Origin of the sequence: Thermoanaerobacter uzonensis DSM 18761, assembly GCF_900129115.1 — a bacterium.
GTDB lineage: Bacteria > Bacillota > Thermoanaerobacteria > Thermoanaerobacterales > Thermoanaerobacteraceae > Thermoanaerobacter > Thermoanaerobacter uzonensis.
Window position 1 is genome coordinate 1 of the sequence record NZ_FQUR01000023.1, and the last position, 19,139, is coordinate 19,139.

At 35.2% G+C, this 19,139-nt stretch carries 16 protein-coding genes, 1 pseudogene and 1 riboswitch; all 17 genes and pseudogenes read left to right on the forward strand.

Going from position 1 to position 19,139, the window contains the following annotated elements; all coding sequences use genetic code 11:
- Window positions 1–185: 185 nt before the first annotated feature.
- A pseudogene (locus BUB32_RS11395) lies at window positions 186–338 on the forward strand (RtcB family protein); the annotation flags it as partial.
- A 66-nt stretch (window positions 339–404) separates the two neighbouring features.
- The gene (locus tag BUB32_RS11400) at window positions 405–1,667 is read left to right on the forward strand and encodes an Nramp family divalent metal transporter (protein ID WP_072969488.1); all 1,263 of its coding nucleotides are present in this window, start codon (window positions 405–407) and stop codon (window positions 1,665–1,667) included.
- A 59-nt stretch (window positions 1,668–1,726) separates the two neighbouring features.
- On the forward strand, window positions 1,727–2,104 hold the full coding sequence (locus BUB32_RS11405; protein WP_072969489.1) for a nucleotidyltransferase family protein: 378 nt from the start codon (window positions 1,727–1,729) through the stop codon (window positions 2,102–2,104).
- Window positions 2,105–2,167: 63 nt separating this feature from the next.
- The gene (locus BUB32_RS11410) at window positions 2,168–2,374 is read left to right on the forward strand and encodes a type II toxin-antitoxin system HicB family antitoxin (RefSeq protein WP_006570141.1); all 207 of its coding nucleotides are present in this window, start codon (window positions 2,168–2,170) and stop codon (window positions 2,372–2,374) included.
- Window positions 2,374–2,595, forward strand: coding sequence for a type II toxin-antitoxin system HicA family toxin (locus tag BUB32_RS11415; RefSeq protein WP_029687755.1), 222 nt, complete (start codon window positions 2,374–2,376; stop codon window positions 2,593–2,595). The genes BUB32_RS11410 and BUB32_RS11415 overlap by 1 nt, the downstream gene beginning before the upstream one ends.
- A gap of 29 nt (window positions 2,596–2,624) precedes the next feature.
- Window positions 2,625–2,975 carry a phenylpyruvate tautomerase MIF-related protein gene (locus BUB32_RS11420; protein WP_072969490.1) on the forward strand — a complete coding sequence of 117 codons (351 nt, stop codon included), beginning with the start codon at window positions 2,625–2,627 and terminating at the stop codon, window positions 2,973–2,975.
- 170 nt (window positions 2,976–3,145) lie between these two features.
- Window positions 3,146–4,633 carry a TIGR02677 family protein gene (locus BUB32_RS11425; RefSeq protein WP_072969491.1) on the forward strand — a complete coding sequence of 496 codons (1,488 nt, stop codon included), beginning with the start codon at window positions 3,146–3,148 and terminating at the stop codon, window positions 4,631–4,633.
- 10 nt (window positions 4,634–4,643) lie between these two features.
- Entirely contained in the window at window positions 4,644–5,795 is a 1,152-nt protein-coding gene (locus BUB32_RS11430) for a TIGR02678 family protein (RefSeq protein ID WP_072969492.1), read from the forward strand.
- The gene (locus tag BUB32_RS11435; protein ID WP_072969493.1) at window positions 5,788–9,954 is read left to right on the forward strand and encodes a TIGR02680 family protein; all 4,167 of its coding nucleotides are present in this window, start codon (window positions 5,788–5,790) and stop codon (window positions 9,952–9,954) included. The genes BUB32_RS11430 and BUB32_RS11435 overlap by 8 nt, the downstream gene beginning before the upstream one ends.
- Window positions 9,947–11,242: a TIGR02679 family protein gene (locus BUB32_RS11440; protein WP_072969494.1), complete on the forward strand. Its 1,296-nt coding sequence runs from the start codon at window positions 9,947–9,949 to the stop codon at window positions 11,240–11,242. The genes BUB32_RS11435 and BUB32_RS11440 overlap by 8 nt, the downstream gene beginning before the upstream one ends.
- A complete protein-coding gene (gene mntA / locus BUB32_RS11445; RefSeq protein ID WP_234949290.1) occupies window positions 11,217–11,567 on the forward strand; it encodes a type VII toxin-antitoxin system MntA family adenylyltransferase antitoxin in 351 nt (116 codons plus the stop codon). Before BUB32_RS11440 ends, mntA begins: the two co-directional genes overlap by 26 nt.
- 47 nt (window positions 11,568–11,614) lie before the next feature.
- On the forward strand, window positions 11,615–13,243 hold the full coding sequence (locus BUB32_RS11450; RefSeq protein ID WP_072969495.1) for an MBL fold metallo-hydrolase RNA specificity domain-containing protein: 1,629 nt from the start codon (window positions 11,615–11,617) through the stop codon (window positions 13,241–13,243).
- A 125-nt stretch (window positions 13,244–13,368) separates the two neighbouring features.
- Window positions 13,369–13,527 (forward strand): hypothetical protein, encoded by a 159-nt coding sequence (locus BUB32_RS12995; protein WP_200773887.1) that lies wholly within the window; start codon window positions 13,369–13,371, stop codon window positions 13,525–13,527.
- A gap of 123 nt (window positions 13,528–13,650) precedes the next feature.
- A complete protein-coding gene (gene pdxS / locus BUB32_RS11455) occupies window positions 13,651–14,529 on the forward strand; it encodes a pyridoxal 5'-phosphate synthase lyase subunit PdxS (protein WP_072969496.1) in 879 nt (292 codons plus the stop codon).
- A 1-nt stretch (window position 14,530) separates the two neighbouring features.
- Window positions 14,531–15,100, forward strand: a complete 570-nt coding sequence (gene pdxT / locus BUB32_RS11460) for a pyridoxal 5'-phosphate synthase glutaminase subunit PdxT (protein WP_072969497.1) — start codon at window positions 14,531–14,533, stop codon at window positions 15,098–15,100.
- Between the two features lie 123 nt (window positions 15,101–15,223).
- Window positions 15,224–15,403, forward strand: a riboswitch (Lysine riboswitch).
- Window positions 15,404–15,499: 96 nt separating this feature from the next.
- The gene (locus BUB32_RS11465; RefSeq protein WP_072969498.1) at window positions 15,500–16,951 is read left to right on the forward strand and encodes a sigma-54 interaction domain-containing protein; all 1,452 of its coding nucleotides are present in this window, start codon (window positions 15,500–15,502) and stop codon (window positions 16,949–16,951) included.
- Between the two features lie 388 nt (window positions 16,952–17,339).
- Window positions 17,340–18,719 carry an amino acid permease gene (locus BUB32_RS11470; protein ID WP_072969499.1) on the forward strand — a complete coding sequence of 460 codons (1,380 nt, stop codon included), beginning with the start codon at window positions 17,340–17,342 and terminating at the stop codon, window positions 18,717–18,719.
- Window positions 18,720–19,139 lie beyond the last annotated feature (420 nt).

Sequence of the window (19,139 nt, forward strand, 5' to 3'; positions counted from 1 at the left end):
TACGAAAGTTTGTATACAGTCTGAAAGGTACTAAGCAATTAGTACCTTTTTTATAATGAATTTGGTTAGAGTGTTTTAGAGGATTTTTTGCTCCTCTTTGTGTATCCTAGATTATTCTGAATACTTAAAAGTAAAGTAAAGTGTGATATAGTGTGATATAATGAAATTAAAAACGAAATGGCAGGCATCCTCAAAATCCTTCTTTTTACAAAGAATCAGGACATCCTGCTCTTATCCCCGGCAGTATGGGTACAGGTTCTTATGTGGTGGTTGGCACAGAAAAAGCGGCAGAAACCTTTTATTCTGTAAATCACGGAGCAGGACGAAGGCTTTCACGAATGCTCGATTTGTGCCTCTTGCAGTTGTAAAAGGTGCAGATTTAAATTTTAAGATGAGGTGAACAAATGATTACAAGAGTCAAAAATTTATTAAAAGGTAAACATCGCCCTAAACTTATGGCTTTAGATTTTATCAAATACATAGGTCCTGGGCTACTGGTTACTGTTGGCTTTATTGACCCGGGGAATTGGGCTTCTAATGTTGCTGCAGGGTCGTCTTACGGTTATAAGCTTTTATGGATGGTGACTTTATCTACTATCATGCTCATTATACTTCAACATAATGCTGCACATCTGGGTATAGTTACAGGTTATTGCATGTCTGAAGCTGCAACTAAGTTTTTAAAGCCTTTTACTTCGAGGTTAGTTCTTATTTCAGCTGTCTTTGCGGCTATTTTGACAGCGATGGCAGAAATTTTAGGTGCCGCGATAGCTCTTCAAATGCTTTTTAAGATACCTATAAAGATAGGAAGTTTGATTACTCTTGTTTTTGTTTCATGGATGCTTTATACAAATTCCTATAAAAAGTTGGAAAAGTGGATTATAGGTTTTGTATCTCTTATTGGTATTTCTTTTATATTTGAGCTTTCGCTAGTTGATGTGAAATGGGCAGAAGCAGCTTCAAGCTGGGTGAAACCAGAATTTCCAGGAGGTTCTATGCCTATAATTATGAGTGTACTTGGTGCTGTTGTTATGCCCCACAATTTGTTTTTGCACTCGGAGATAATACAAAGCAGGCAGTGGAATTTAGAAGATGAGAAAGTCATAGTGAAACAGCTTAATTATGAGTATTTTGATACTATCTTTTCTATGATAATAGGTTGGGGAATAAACAGTGCTATGATTATTGTTGCAGCATCGGCTTTTTTTACCAATAATGTAACTGTAACGGAGCTTAATCAGGCACAGCAGATGTTAAAACCTCTTTTGGGAAATGCATCAGCAGTGGTTTTTGCTTTGGCTCTTCTTTTTGCAGGAATTTCTTCATCTATAACAGCAGGGATGGCAGGTGGAAGTATTTTTGCCGGGATATATGGAGAACCTTATGATATACACGATGCACATACAAAAGTTGGCGTAGGAATTACATATATTTTTGCAGTGCTAATAATATTCTTTGTAAAAAGCCCTTTTCAAGGACTGGTTTATTCGCAGATGTTTTTAAGTGTCCAGCTTCCAATTACAATTTTTTTGCTCATTTATTTGACTTCTTCAAAGAAGATCATGGGTAAGTTTGCAAATACATTGCTTTATAAAGTATTGTTATGGACTATAGGAATAATAGTGACGGTTTTAAATGTGATGCTTCTTATGAGCTTTGTTGGGTGATTGATATAAATGCTATAAAATGGTAGAATATATGTAAAGAATTTTGTGTGGTGAGGAATATGAGTATCACTGATGAAGAGAAAAAGAAAATACGTGAAAATTGGCGTATAAGAAGTGAAAAAGAGAAAAAAATGCTAGAAATACGAAAAAAGGATGCATTAGATAAAGCGTATAAGATTGCTAAATTTTTGAAAGAAAAATATAATGTGAGTAAAGTTGTCTTGTATGGATCACTGGCAAGGGGATTTGATTTTTGGGAATTTTCGGATATTGATATTTTTGTAGATGATTGGGATGATGATAAGTTTAACTACTGGACAATGTTTGTTGAGATAGAGAATATTGCAAGGCCTTATAAAGTGAGTATAGTTACACAACGAGATGCTACGGAGGCTTTGTTAAAGGAAATAGAGAAAGAGGGGAGGGAAATAGGGTAGTGGATGTGGGTAAGGTAAATAATACTAATTATGTTAAAATAATAATTTTGGTGGGGTGATAGTATGAAAGTTAAGTTTACTGTAGTTATTCAAAAAGAAGAAAATTGGTATGTAGCAAAGTGTATTGAAAACAGTGTTGCATCTCAGGGGAAAACTATAGAGGAGGCATTAGATAATCTAAAAGAAGCATTAGAGCTGTATTATGAAAATGGAGAGCTTGACCTGGAAGAGAAACCGCTATTTATAACAACAGTGGAGGTAGCAATATAATGGGATCGAAATATCCAGTTCTGCCGCCAGACAAAATTTTGAGAGCACTAAAAGAATTTGGATTTGAGAAGATTTCTCAAAAAGGTAGTCATATAAAGCTTAAGAACCCAGATGGTAAAGTAGTTATTGTACCGTTACATTATGAGATAGCTAAAGGAACGTTAAAGAGTATTCTCGAACAGGCAGGAATATCATTGGAGGAATTTAAAAAACATTTATAATGGTCTATTATTGGAAAGGAGTGAGAATTATGCCAATTGTAAATTTAATTACAAAAGAAAAGATTGCATCAGAAAAGAAAGAAATTTTAAAGAAAGAACTTGCCGATGTGATGTATGAAGTTGCAGGAAAAAGTGAAAATTGGCTTATGGTGAGATTTACTGAAGAAGAGGATATATTTTTCCAAGGTCAACCTCTAGTAAAGGGAGGTATTGTTGAGATAAAGCTTGTTGGCAAACTTCAAAGGGGACAAAAGGAAGAAATATCAAAAAGGATTTGTGATGTTTTAAATAAGGTTTTAGGCTATAGAAAAGACAGTATTTATATAGTTATCCAAGAAATAGAGGGACAAAATTGGGGTTATAATGGGAGCACTTTTTAAAAATGGAATGCTTAAAAGTGAAAATGATGAGAAGATTTTTTAAATCCTTATTATTTCCATAAATATGGGAAGTGATAAGGATTTTTGTTTCAAAAGGTCAAAAAATAAATTGAAATGAGGGAGTATTAAGTTTACAATATATATGAAATATAAATGCAAGGTGAAGTGTTATGGAAGATAAACTTGATTTGAATGTGATAAAACCGATTGAAGAGGTAAAGTATTTGTCTGCGGAAAATGCTTCGCGATATCGCCTTATCATGAGGTATTTTTATGAGCAGTACCAGAAATTTAAATATTGGCTGTACAAAGAGGATATATATGAATATGTAAATCAATTTGATATGTTTGCTGACTATACAATGGAAAAATGTGAGCAGGACTTAAAAGCACTTACTGAATGGAAAAACCTTATTGCGACACAAGATACCAGTAAAGCTTCTACGATTGACGAATTTAAAAACAAAAAATTCAGGTATCAACTGAGTCCATATTCTATTGAGATAGAGAGAATGACCATAAGGCTGGAAAGTATCGTCGGTTATGGTGGGTCACTACAGCCGTCTTTATTTGAAAGGATTTACCGCAATTTAATAAAGATAAATGAAATGGCGAAAAAAGAGGATTTACAGGAAATAAACAGATGGTGGGAAGACCTCAATACCGACTTTGAAAATATATATCACAATGCGACAGATTACATTGCAAGTCTTCAAAGCTCCAACGCTGATGAACTTATGAAATCAGAGCAGTTTATAATTTACAAAGACAAACTTATAGAATATTTAAGAGATTTTATAAAAGACCTTCAGAGGTTTTCTGTTGCCATAGAGAGCTTTTTGAAAAAGGTGAGTCCGGAGGTTGTCAATTCCGTTGTAGATAAGTTATGCCAATATGAAATGAGTATCCCAAGAATTGACAGGGTTTTAAATGAAGAGGAAGTAAAAGAAGATTTGATGGATAAGTGGAATAACATATCTTTTTGGTTTACAGGTCATAATTTTGAAGACAGCGAGGCAGTAAGGCTTCTTAATATATCAAACGAAATAATCAGAAAAATAACAATGTATGCGGCGAGAATAGCAGAAAACAGGATGAAAGCTGCCAGCAGAAAGAATGAATATATTGCTCTTTCTAAAATGTTTGCAAAAGCAAGCAATATAAAAGAAGCACACCTTTTGTCTGCGGCGGTTTTCGGTTGCTTTTACACAAGGCACATAAAAGGTGATTTTGAAAGAAAGACAGAAAGTGTAAACCAGAGCGTATGGGAAGAACCGCCCTTTAAAGTGATTATAAAGCCAAAAACAAGGAGCTACAGTAATTCTGTTAAGACAAATGCGATTATTGATAAAAGTGCCGACAAGACGGAGATGCTGATGGACTATCTCAATCAGAAAAATATAGAAGATGAAATAATAGCAAGTTGCATTGTTGGCAATAGAATAAGGATAAAGGATTTACCTGTTGTAAAATCTTTTGTGAGGGCAACGATACTTAAATGGATAGGAAAAGCGATAGCAAGAAATGGCTTTACAGGAAAAACAGAAGATGGAAGAACATACAGACTTCACATGCCAAAGAATGGCGAAAGAGCGGTTTTGAAATGCACAGATGGTAATCTTGATATGCCTGATATTGTAATTGAGTTTGTTGATTGAAGGTGAAAATATGGAAGAACTTCAGATGCTTCTTGAAAATTTTTGGATACTGAGAGAGGATAGAGAAAATTTTAACAAAATAAGAGATGCTGAGAATAAAATAAAACCTTTTGTTGAAGAGAAGTTAGGATATAGATTGATTATAAACCCGTATATTATTAAGTTAGAAAAAGTGCCGTCAGATGTTGAAGAGTGGATGGGGATAGATGCATTTCAAATGCCTATGGATTATGCATTTTTGTGTTTGTTCTTAGCTTTTTTGGAGGATAAAGGACCAGAAGACCAGTTTGTGCTGTCTAATATAACGGAATACATAGAGGCGCAGTATGATGGACCTGATAAAGTAGATTGGACGCTTTTTCAGCACAGAAAGTCACTTGTGCGGGTGCTCAATTTTGCTGTAGATATTGGCATAATTAAAATAGATGATGGTGACCATGAGAGGTTTTCAGAAAGTGAAGATACTGAGGTTCTTTACGAAAACACAGGTATTTCAAGGTATTTTTTGAGGTCTTTTAACAGAGAAATTACAGAAGACATGAAGATCGAGGATTTTTTGCAGGAGGACTTAAATCTTTCAAACTCCAAAGATGCGGTTATACAGAGAAGGCACAGGGCGTACCGAAAACTTATTCTTTCACCTGCTGTGTATAGTGAAGGGCCTGATGACCAAGACTTCATGTATATAAAAAATTACAGAAATACCATAGCGAAAGATTTAGAGGAGTATCTTGGTTTAAGGCTTCACCTCCACAAAACTTCTGCTTTTGTCCTATTTAATGACAACAAATATTTAAGGTCTTATTTTCCCGATAAAAACAAAAACATATCTGATATAATGCTGCAGGTAAGTAAAATTATAAGGGAAATGATTGAAGAGGGAAAACTCGCCTATAATCCTGATGATACTATAGATATAACTGAAGCAGAATTTATAAATATTATTTTGAAAGTAAAGGAAAGATTTAGTGATGGTTGGTATAAGTCTTACAGGGAGATGAGTGAAAAGCAGCTTATAGAAGAGGTCATTGAAAACATGGAAAGCTTTAAGATGATAAAAAGAGTTGAGGAATTGCATTCTATTAAAATACTACCTATGGCGGCAAAGCTAATTGGGGAATATCCTCCAGATTTTGAAAAAGGAGAAGGTGCAGATGAGTGAAAAATTAGCCGAAAGATGGATGATTAACAGGATTGGGCTTCTTAATTTTTGGTATTATGATGATGAAATATTTGAGTTTGCAGATGGAAGGCTTCTTTTAAGAGGTGCTAATGGTTCTGGAAAGTCAGTGACAATGCAGAGTTTCATACCTTTAGTATTAGATGGCAACAAAAGTCCTGAAAGACTTGATCCCTTTGGCTCAAAGGCGAGAAAGCTTGAGGACTATCTTCTTGGAGAAGAAGAGGTAAGTGAGCTTGATGAAAGAACTGGCTATCTTTTTATGGAATTTAAGAGAGAGAAAAAAGACAGTTACATCACCATAGGCATGGGTCTAAAGGCGAAAAGGCATCAAAATATGGACTTTTGGGGCTTTGTAATACTTGACGGCAGGCGTATAGGTATCGACTTCTTTTTATACAAAATGGAAATAGGCGATGACGGCAAAAGAGTAAAAGTCCCACTTACCAAAAAAGAACTTAAGAATAGAATAGGTGAAGGCGGAGAAGTAGTTGAAAGCCAAAAAGAGTACATGGAAATGGTCAATAAATACATTTTTGGCTTTAGTTCTATCGAGGAATACGACGAGCTCATAAAACTGCTGATACAGCTTAGAAGTCCAAAGCTTTCCAAAGACTTCAGGCCTACTGTGATATATGAAATTATGAAAGCTTCACTGCCTTCTCTCACAGATGATGATTTGAGGCCTCTTTCAGAAACCATAGAAAACATGGACCAGATTAAGATGCACCTTGATGTTCTTTACAGGAATATGGCTGCAGTAAAAAAGCTTAAAAATGAGTACGACAACTATAACAAATACATTCTTTATGAAAAGGCTGGGGATTTAGTAAAGGCATACAGCGATTTATACGCATCAAAAAAAGAATACGATAATTTAACTAAAGATATTGAAAATTACAGAAGTACAATAGCAAACTTGGGGAATGACATCATTTCTCTTGAAAGTGAAAGAGAAGCTTTAAAGAAAAAGGAAGAACAGCTTTCAAGTGGTGATGCTAAAAGAACCCAAAAGGAGTTATTAGAAGAAGAGGATCGATATAAGCAGTATTTGGAGGATAAGTCTAAAAAAGAAGAAGAACTCCGGAATAAACAAGATAAATATTATGGTTTAGAAAGAAAGATAAAAAACACTGAGGAACAAAAATACAAACTGGATAAAGAACTACAGGATAAATTAGAGGATATATCTTCAATTGCACAGGATATAGATTTCATGGAACATGAGTTTTCTGTAAGTGAACTTAAAAAAGTGTATGGAAAAGAATTTGATTTTACTTATTGGAAAAATGAATTAAAAAAGTATAAAGATAAAATAAAGCGTGCAATGAGTGCATTGAGAGAAGAAATAGAAGCAAATAAAAGGTATGATGCCGCACTTTGTGAGCAGGAAAGGCTTAAAAAAGAAAGAGAAGACAGGGCTAAAAAGCTTAATGAGGCAAAAAGGCTTTTTGACGAACAAAAAAGAGAATACGTTGAAAGAGTTTATAGTTGGTCACAGGGCAATGCAGAACTTAAGCTTTTAAGTAGCCAACTGGAAGGCTTAAGCCGTGTCATACTGGCGTATGGAGAGGATAAAGGATTTGACGATATTTTGGCTTTTGTGAGAAAACCCTATGAGGAAATACTAAATGGAATTCAGCAAGAAATTTTAAGATTAGAAAATCAAAGAGAGGTAAAAGAAAATCAGCTTCATGAGAAAGAAAAGTTATTGGAGGAATGGAAAAACAAAAAAGATCCTGAGCCTGAAAGAGATGAACAAGTCATAAACAACAGAAAAAGGCTTAAAGAAGCTGGAATTCCTTACATTCCTCTTTACATGGCGATTGATTTTAAAGAGGATGTGGATGATAAGACAAGAGGCAATATAGAAGCTGCGATAGAAGACATGGGGCTTTTGGATGCTCTTATCGTGCCAAAAGAATATTTTGAAAAAGCTCTTCAAATGGACAGCAATATGGCGGATAAATATGTTATGCCTGGAAGCTTTAATATGATGTTAAATGTATCTCAATATTTTAAAGTAGTTGACAATGAAGAAGGAGTTTCACCAGAAGATATTTCAGATGCTTTAAGCAATATATTTGTATCAGAAGAAGGCGGGATAACCTATATCGATTCAAATGGCGCATATGGAATAGGAGTAATAAAAGGGAAAGCACGGGATAAAGTTAAATCAAAGTACATCGGGAGTGAGTCTAGAAAGCGCTACAGAGAAGAGCTTATTAAATCTATACAAGAAGAAATACAGGCTATAAAAGCTGAAATATCTGCAATCGATGAGGAAATAAATGCAAAAAAATTAAGGATACAGAGGCTGGATTACGAATATTCGGCATTTCCCGGGAAAGAAGACATTGAAGAAGCATATAGATATTTAAAAACGGTAAAGGCTGATTACGAATACACCTCTCATAAACTGGATGAACAGCTTTTCATAGTTAAAAACTGTTTTGAGGACCTTCAGAAAAAGAAAGCTGTTGTAAGAGAATTGACATCTGGCATAAACATACATCCAGATATTGATACCTATTCTTCTGCGTATGAATATGTGGAAGAATACGCTTCAGGGATTAATGAAGTAGAAATACTATACAACAAATATGTTTTGCACATTTCAAACGAAGAAATGTTATTGCAGCAAAAACAAGATTTAGAATACGATATTGATAACTTAAAGTACGAAATAGACGTACTGGAAAACAAAATACAAAGTTCTGTTAAGAAAATTGAGATGCTAAAAGAGACATTAAAAGAACTTGGACTTGAAGAAATTGAAAAAGAACTGGAGATTTGCCTAAAAAGGCTGGAGGAAATACCTAAAGAGATTACAAATAAATCAGCAGAAAAAGCAAAACTTGAGGAGCGGCTACAGAGAAGCTTAAAAGACCTTTTAAACATTGAAGAAGAGATTCATCTTAAAGAGAAAATTTACAATATTGTTGAAGAGGGTTTAAAAAGAGAATTAGCACTTGGCTTTGTCAAGCAAGAGGTTGAAATGGAGGATATGTTAAAATTAAGTAAAAGCATTCTTTCTGAATACAAAGGCTTTTTTGACAAAGCGGGCTTTGACAGAGAAAAGTTTACAGAGAGACTTCAAAATGTGTATTTTGAAACTCGCAACGAACTTTTAGAATATGGGCTTTCAATTGGCAATATCTTTGATGAAGTTTATGAGGGAGACAATGAAAGAATAAAAGAGGCAAAGAATAAGCAGAGAAGGCTCAATATTACGGCAAATATAAATGGTAAAATTGTGTCTTTATATACGCTTTATTCTAATATTGAAGAAGATATAATGGCGAATGAAAGCCTTTTAAGAGAAACTGATAAGGTTCTTTTTGAAGAGATTATAATGCACAATGTGGGAATTAAGATAAGAGCAAAGATTTTTAAAGCAGAAGAATGGGTAAAGAAAATGAATAAACTCATGTCTGAAAGGGATACTTCCAGCGGACTTAAGTTCTCTATTGAGTGGAGAAGCATTCCTGCTTCTAATGAAGAAGAACTTGATACAAAAGAACTTGTGGATATTTTAAAATCCGATGCTGATATGCTGAAAAAGGAAGTCTTCGATAAAGTCGTAAATCATTTTAGGTCAAAAGTAGAAAGAGCCAGGAGGGCAATGGAGGAAAAAAACAATACAGAAACTTTTCACAAGATTATGAAAGAAATATTAGATTACAGAGATTGGTTTGAGTTTAAGCTTTACTACCGAAAAGAAGGGGAAAGCCGCAAGGAGCTTACTGATAATGCTTTTAATAAGCTAAGCGGCGGAGAAAAAGCGATGGCCATGTATATACCTTTGTTTTCCGCGGTTTACTCAAGATATGAGGGGGCATCGCCGACTGCACCTCGCATAATATCTCTAGATGAAGCATTTGCAGGAGTTGATGACACAAACATAAGGGATATGTTTAAACTGATTGAGGATTTAAGATTTAATTATATAATGAATTCTCAGGTTTTATGGGGAGATTATGACACTGTTCCCAAGCTTTCAATTTATGAACTTGTAAGGCCAAAAAATGCAAAGGCTGTATTGGTTATGAAGTATTTGTGGGATGGAAAGGTAAAGCACCTTATACTTCCTGAAAAAGAGGAGGTTGCCGCTCTTGAGGTGGGTGCTGTAAATGAATAAAGAAGAACTTAAATATTTTAAAGAAAAAAAGGGATACAAGAGGATTTTTGAAGGTATAAGGGAAAAGTACAGAAGTTTAGGACGTCTTGGAGGCGTTGTAAAGCTTGATAATCTTACGGAAGATGAAAAAGAAGTACTTACAAACCATTTTAAAAAAGACTATAGGACAAAAAAATCTGCATCCATTGATGTGGCAAAGTTTGAAGAGTCGCTAAAAAATACGCGATTTGAGAAGTATACGCTAAAAGACATACTGGAATACTATTTTGGCGGAAAACTCACCAGCAAAAAAGAGGATATGGAAATATTGGCCAAAGAAAGAGAAGAGTTCTTTAAAGAGCTCTTCTCTAAATACCAGGAATGTAAGTGCATTGATTGGCTAAAAAGTTTGTATGAGGGAACCGCTGTAGGGGTAAGGACAGTAAACCAGAGGTATTTAAATGATAGAAATGGGCTAAAAAAAGATATAATGTATGTATGTGATGCTATAAATAATTTGCCTGTTTATAAAGGGGAAAAGAAAAGACTGCCGGTGTTTTCTTCCCAGATTGCACGTAATCCTCACTATTTTGATTCAAATACAGAAGCTGGAAGTATGTTTATAAACGCTTTATGCACTTTGTTGGGGCTGAATGAAGTAAAAGGAAGTGAAGAAATATCAGAACTTTATTACAACGTTGGTATTTTGATAGATGAAATATCCAATTATGTCACACTCTCAGGACTTTTGGCATATGAGGGCGATACGGAAAATCAAGTATTTAAGGCTGCTTATGAAAGCAATCAAGTCTTGCAAGTTCCTCTTTTAAATTTGAGTAAAATTGAGAGGGTCATAAGCCCTTCTAAGAAAGTGTATGCTGTAGAGAATCCTTCAGTTTTTACATCTTTAATAGATGCCACAAGCAACGTATTTCCTCTTGTATGTACATATGGCCAGCCAAAACTTTCTTCTCTCCTGCTTTTAGATATGCTTTATAAAGAAGGGACAGAGATATATTACTCGGGAGATTTTGACCCAGAGGGGCTTATGATAGCAGATAGATTGTACAAAAGGTATAAAGACAAGTTTCACTTTTTGAAGTATGGTGTAGAAGATTATTTAAAATCTCTTTCAAATGAAGTCATAAATGATGTAAGGCTTAGTAAGCTAAATAAGATTGAATCACCTTTACTCTTTGATGTGGCAAAGGAGATGAAAATAATAAAAAAAGCAGGGTATCAGGAGCTTATAATAGATGATATTATAAATGATATAAAATTGATTGAAGAAGGTAAGGGGGAGTGGTAAAATTAAGGTAAATAGTGATCTTGATATTGCGGTACTTTTAGGGAATGGATATGATCCTATGGACAAACTTGCTTTAATTGGCGATTTGGTTTCAATATTTAAACGAGATGATATAGATTTGGTAATATTAAATTCTGCAAATCCAGTGCTTAAGCATCAAGTAATAAAGCACGGCAAACTTATTTTTGAAGAAAATGAAGATGTAAAGGTGGAATTTGAGGTTAAAACTCTAAGAGAATATATGGACATGGAATATTTTAGAAAAGTGCAGATGGATGTTATTAAAGAATGGGTAAAAAGTGTTGTAGGTGATAGGGAAGAGTAAATGGATGGAAGAAAATTATTATTTCTAATATGAAAGGAGACGTTATTGTGAAAATAAGTTTTTTGGGAGCTGCTAAAGAGGTTACAGGCTCATGCTATTTAGTTGAGACGGAAAAGACTAAGTTTCTTGTTGACTGCGGAATGTTTCAAGGGGGAGAAGTTGAAGACGAGCTAAACTATCAAGAATTTATTTTTGATGTAGGTGATATCGATTTTGTGCTTTTGACTCATGCCCATATAGACCACAGCGGAAGAATTCCTCTTTTGTACAAGAGGGGATACAGAAAAAGGATTTACGCGACCAAGGCTACCGTGGATTTATGCAGGTATATGCTTCCAGACAGTGGGCATATACAAGAGATGGAAAGTGAATGGAAAAACAGAAAAAGAAAAAGGGCAGATAAGCCTTTGAGGGAACCTCTTTATACTGCTGATGAGGCGAAAGATTCTTTAAGCATTTTCTATGGAGTAGATTATGGAGAAATAATTGAACCAGCGCAAGATGTAAAAGTGCGATTTAATGATGCAGGACATATGCTTGGTTCATCTATAATCGAAGTTTGGGTAAATGAAAAAGGCAAAGAAACTAAAATTGTATTTTCAGGGGATTTGGGGAATAAAAAAATTCCTCTTTTAAAAGAAGTTACACCGATTAAGAGTGCGGATTATGTTTTGTGTGAGTCCACATACGGCAATAGGCTTCATGAAGATATTGGAGATAGGGCAAAAAAACTCATGGAGATTATCATAAAAACCGTAAAGAGAGGCGGAAATGTCATAATACCTTCTTTTGCTGTCGGAAGGACTCAAGAACTTTTATATGAATTACATAAAAACAGAGAATTGTACAAAGACGAAATAGAGTTTTTAAACAACGTACCTGTTTATGTAGATAGTCCGCTTGCAACTTCTATAACAGATGTTTTTACTAAACATCCTGAATATTTGGACAGTGAAGCTCAAGAATACATTAAAAAAGGAGATTTACCCCTTGACTTTCCTAATTTGCACTTTACCCATAGTGTAGAAGAATCAAAAGCACTAAATGAAATTAAAACACCTGTCATAATCATATCAGCCAGTGGGATGTGTGAAGCTGGGCGAATTAAACACCATTTAAAACACAATTTGTGGAGGCCAGAATGCACGGTTTTGTTTGTGGGGTATCAGGCAAAAGGGACCTTAGGACGTAAACTTTTGGAAGGAGAAAAAAATGTCAAAATATTTGGTGAGGATATTAGCGTAAAAGCTGAAATAGAATATATTGAAAGTTTTTCTGGGCATGCAGACCAAAAGGGTATATTAGATTGGCTTTCTCAATTTACGGATAAGCCAAGGAAAATATTTATTGTACATGGGGAAGATGAAGCACAGGAAGAGCTGGCAGATAAGATAGAAAGTGAGGTTAGAGTAAAGACTTTAATACCTTCAAGATATGATACTTATGATTTCAATGAAGATAAGCTTGTAAGAGGAGAGGCTGAGGATAAGTTTAAACTTGAATTGGAGATTACTAACAAAATTGAAGAAATGAAACTGAGAAGTGACAAAGCATTGAATAAACTTCAAGAGTTAATAAACAGTAAAGATATAACAAAAGATTTAAATCCTATTGTAAGTGAGTTAAACAATATAAATGAAAGTTTAATGAAATTGTATAGAGAACTTTTAGATTAGAATGCATTATACATTCTCAGACTGTAGACAAACTTTCGTAAAGGAGATATTTTGCATAAGGAGCGACTTGTTACAAAGCGGTAACAAAACTTAGCAAGACCGAGGGTGGAGGCAGGGCCGAAGCCATGGATGGCGAAGGCGGGCACCTTAAGGCAAGGAGGCCGATTGTGCCCGGTACCCTGCCGAAGCGCGAAGGTCGAGCTTTAGTTTTGTCGCTTTGGAACATCGGAGCGACGATGAAAAATATCTCCTTTGAATATTTTTTAACTTTGTCAACAAACTGAGAATGCATTATGCATTCTTTTTTTGTATCTATAATGTTCCGATTGACTTGTCATTATTTAATAGATACAATTGATGTTAAGATGCATACAGACATAGATACAATTGTAAGGAGGAGTAGAACAATGAATGAAAGGTATGAACTAAATAAAAATTTAGCCCAAATGCTAAAGGGTGGAGTCATAATGGATGTGACAACACCAGAACAGGCAATTATTGCGGAGAAAGCAGGTGCTGTCGCTGTCATGGCACTTGAAAGGGTTCCAGCTGATATTAGGGCAAGAGGCGGAGTTGCAAGAATGTCAGATCCTAAAATAATAAAGGAGATAAAGGCGGCAGTATCAATCCCTGTTATGGCAAAAGTTAGAATTGGGCATTTTGTGGAAGCACAGATTTTAGAGGCACTTGGGATAGATTTTATTGATGAGAGTGAAGTTTTAACCCCTGCAGACGAGATGTACCATATAGATAAGTGGGCATTTAAGATACCTTTTGTGTGCGGGGCGCGAAACCTTGGAGAAGCACTAAGGCGCATAGGGGAAGGTGCTTCTATGATAAGGACAAAGGGAGAAGCAGGTACAGGAAATGTCGTGGAAGCAGTAAGACATATGAGGATAATAAATGCCGAAATAAAAAGGCTTACTACTTTGAGGGAAGACGAACTTATGGCTGCTGCTAAAGAACTTCAAGCGCCATATGAACTTGTAAAATATGTTGCACAGCATGGGAGACTTCCGGTTGTAAATTTTGCGGCAGGAGGAATTGCGACACCGGCAGATGCGGCTTTAATGATGCAGCTTGGTGCAGATGGTGTTTTTGTTGGTTCTGGAATATTTAAGTCACAAAATCCCGAAAAGATGGCAGAAGCTATAGTAAAAGCTGTAACCTATTATGACAAACCAGAAATATTAGCAGAAGTTTCAGAAGGATTGGGAGAAGCCATGCAGAGTATTGATATAAGGAAACTTGATGAAAAAGATCTATATGCTTCAAGGGGATGGTAATTTGCGCGTTGGAGTATTGGCAATTCAAGGTTCTGTTAGAGAACATATTGAAAAATTAAATCTTATAGATGGTGTAGAAGCTGTTTTGGCAAAAGACAAAAATACTCTGCTAAGCTTAGATGCATTGATTATACCGGGTGGCGAAAGCACTGCAATAGGGAAAATGATTGTAGATTTTGGACTCAAAGAGGCTATTTTAAAGCTAAATGAGAGGAAAATTCCTATATGGGGCACTTGTGCTGGCATGATACTTATGGCAAAATATATAGTTAATGATGACAAAGTGCACCTTGGAATAATGGATATTTCAGTTAAAAGAAATGCATATGGTAGTCAACTTGACAGTTTTAAAACGAAGCTCATGATACCAGCAGTTTCTAATAATGAAATAGAGGCGGTTTTTATAAGGGCTCCGTATATAGAAAATGTAGGAAATGGTGTCAGGATACTTGCGAAGCACCAAGGTAAAATTGTAGCGGCACAGCAAGATAATTTGCTGGCCACATCATTTCATCCTGAACTTACGGATGATTTAAGTTTCTATAAGTATTTCTTGAGGCTTAACTCTTAAGCCTTTTTTTATTTTGCAAAAATTTCATGCTGTTGTATTGTCAACAATATTTGATGTGTGTTATAATATAGGTAAATGATAAGCTTTACATAAGGCGTGTTTACAATTGAATAAAAATGAGAGAGCATAAATAGAGGAGCAGGCAAAACAGGTAGCCATGAGGTGATAAGGAGAAGAACCTCCAATACTTATGGCGAAGGTTTGCCTGCCGAAAGGATATATTCGTTCTTGGATATGTCCTTGGGGATGGGCACAAAGTCCATTACTGTCATGGGTGAGAGCCCGTGAAGCGCTATTTATGTAGTGAAAAGATTTTCATTACATAAATAGCGTTTTTTTAGTAAAGCAAAGGAGAAAATGTAGGTATTGTAATCGTTTGGGGGAGGGGTGTGTGAAAGAATGTCTTATAAAGATGAAACATATAGCAAAAGAAAAGAATTACCACAAATTTTTTATCAGAAAGCTTTAGAAATGTTACTTGAGTATATCGATTGGGGAGTACAAATTACTGATAGTGAAGGTTATACCCTGTACTATAATCGAGAATCCTCTAGGATTGATGGCATCCCTGTAGAAGAAGCTATGGGAAAGCATATTTTAGCAATGTTTCCTTCACTTTCAAAAAAAGAAAGTACAATTTTAAAAGTATTGAGAACGGGTGAACCTGTTGTTAAGCAAGAACAAGAAATTACTAATTGCTACGGACGAAAAATCTCTCTTTTCACTACTACTCTTCCAATTATAATCGATGAAAAAGTGTATGGTACAATTGATATTTCTAAGGACCTTTCTGAAGTAAAAAACCTCATGACAAAGGTAATTGAATTACGAGAAGAAGTGCGTCATAACCAACAACAAATTAGCAAAAATAGTGATGAGGCTTGCTATACTTTTGATGATATTATTGGAGAGTCTGAGGAAATTCAAGAATTAAAATACAAAGCTCTAAAAATTGCACGAGGCAACTCTCCCGTTTTTGTGTATGGTGAAACGGGGACAGGTAAAGAACTTCTAGTACAGGCCATTCATAATGCAAGCTTGAGAAAAAACGGTCCTTTTATTGCACAAAATTGTGCTGCTCTTCCTGAAAATTTGATGGAATCAATACTTTTTGGTACAGTTAAAGGTAGTTTCACAGGTGCAGAAAATCGTCCCGGTTTGGTAGAGCTTGCAGATGGAGGGACTCTATTCTTAGATGAAATTACCTCCTTAAGTTTTGATTTACAAGCAAAACTTTTGCGTTTCTTACAAGAGGGGTATATAAGACGTGTAGGAGATAGTAAGGTGAGGAAAGTTAATGTGAGGGTTATCAGCGCTTCTAATATTCACCCTCAGGAAGCCTTAGAAAAAAAGATTTTAAGACCAGACCTTTTTTATCGTTTGAACGCAATTAGCTTGTATGTGCCACCTCTCAGAGAAAGAAAAAGTGATATTCCTTTATTAGTGAAACACTTTATTGTAGAATTTAATTGGCAACTTGGGAAAAACATAAAAGGAGTGAGCGAAGAGGTAAAAAAAGTATTGATGAGTCTATCTTGGCCAGGAAATGTACGAGAATTAAAAGGTGTGATTGAATATGCTTCTAATTTTTGCGAGACCGAAATGATTCAACTACATGACCTTCCAGAACATATTTTAAAAAATGCTTTTATAGCGGGAGAGAAAGAAATAGCTATAAATACTATTGAAATAGAAGAAGACCTTCGTACTTTTTTATCAAAAATAGAGTATGAACTTATTTCTAAGACGCTAAAAAAAACAAACGGAAATATAAGTAGAGCGGCAGAAATTTTAGGTATTCCAAGGCAAACGCTGCAATATAAAATAAAGATGTTAAAAATAGCTTTTTAATTTTAAATTTTCTGCTTAATTTTAGGCAAAAAGACAACTTTCAAGCAAAATGTTTATAGAATTGTAGTTGAAGAAATAGAAATAAAAGTCTTTAAAGTGTTTAATTTAAATTTCAGCATTTCATTTAAAAAAAGAAATAAAAATATATGGCATAAAAGTTGCATCACGCTTAACTGTGAATTTATTTAAAGGATTTATTGAAACAAAGGACTAAAGCTGATATTATAAAATAAGATTAGAGTTATTTGAAGAGAAAATGTATTCATCAAAAAAGGTAATTATACTTTAATGAATCTAAAGAAAGGGGGGCATAATAAAGAAGTATTGAATATTTATGGAAGTTATTGAGCTTAATAATTAACAAATTTTTAAATTAGGGGGATTCTGGATGGATTTATTTAGAAAGAAGTCCGCAGATCAACTGTTGGAGGCAGCAGAACGAACAGGTCTAGCAAAAAAACTAACAGCTATTGACCTTGCAGCTTTAGCAATAGGCTCTGTTGTAGGGACAGGTATTTTTGTTGCAACTGGTGAAGGTGCGTTAAGAGCAGGTCCAGGTGTTATAGTTTCGTATATAATTGGTGGCATAACTGCTGCTTTAGCTGCTTTTATATTTGCTGAATTAGTTACAATGTTTCCTGTTGCTGGAAGTACATATACTTATTCCTATGTGGCTTTTGGAGAGATTATTGCTTGGATAATAGGATGGGACTTGCTTTTGGAATATTTGGTTTCAGCAAGTGCAGTAGCGTCAGGGTGGTCGGGAACTTTTGTAGGTCTTTTAAAGTCTTTCGGTATAACTTTACCGGAGATTATAACAAAACCTCCTATTTGGGGAGGAGTAATGGATTTGCCATCAATTTTAATAGTTGCTTTTGCTGCATGGATTTTGTATATAGGTGTAAAAGAAACTGCTATTTCCAATAATTTGATAGTAGCTTTAAAAATTGCGGTAATACTTTTATTTATTTTTATTGGAATAAGCCATGTAAAATTATCTAACTTAACTCCTTTTGCACCATATGGTTGGAAAGGTATAATGTCTGCTGCAGCGATAATCTTTTTTGCATATATAGGCTTTGATGCTGTTTCTACTGCAGCAGAGGAGACAAAAAACCCTCAGAAAAATGTGCCATTAGGCTTGATGATGGCGATGATAGTTATACTTGCACTTTATATTACAGTGGCTTTTGTGTTAGTAGGCATGGTGCCTTATAAAGAGATTGTTCCCGACAATGCTTTGCCGGGGGCATTGATGAGTATAGGAATCAACTGGGGCTCGGCATTAGTGGCTACTGGTGCTGTTATAGGTATGATATCTACTCTTATCATAACTCTTTATGGTCAAATAAGAATATTTATGGTTATGGCAAGGGATGGGCTTTTACCTGAAGTATTTTCTCATGTACATCCCAAATATAGAACGCCTCACATAAATACTATAATTACAAGCTTGCTAGCTGCAATAATAGCAGGTTTTCTACCTCTTGATATAATAATTGAGCTTTGTAATATAGGGACCTTATCGGTGTTTGTTTTGGTATCTATTGGTATCTTGGTTTTAAGGGTAAAAATGCCTCATGTAGAGAGAAAATTCCGTGTTCCTTTTGTGTGGATAGTTGCCCCATTGACTGCAGCTTTTAGTATTTATCTTATGGCAAGCCTTCCAGTTGTTACATGGATAAGGTTTGGTGGATGGATGCTGGCGGGTTTGTTAATTTACTTTGCTTATGGAAGGTATCACAGTGTATTAAATGTTCAAAAATAAGGAGGCTTAATTAGCCTCCTTTCAGACTATAGACAAACTTTCGAAAAGGAGATATTTTGCAATCGGTGCGACTTGTGACAAAGCGGCAACAAAACTTAGCAAGACCGAGGGTGAAGGCAGGGCCGAAGCCAAGTATGGCGGAGGCGGGCACTAAGATAAGGATGTCGAATGTGCCCGGTACCCTGCCGGAGCCCGAAGGTCGAGCTTTAGTTTTGTCGCTTTGGAGCATCGGAGCGACGATGCAAAATATCTCCTTTTAATATTTTTTACTTTGTCAACAAACTGTAAGGAGGCATAATTAGCCTCCTTTTTCAGTTTTTTGACAAAGTATTATCGTTGTTGGCATTTTGTATCGTTCGCTCAGGTGATGACTAAAATTAAGCAAAAGACAATATTCTAGCAAAAATATAAACTCGACCA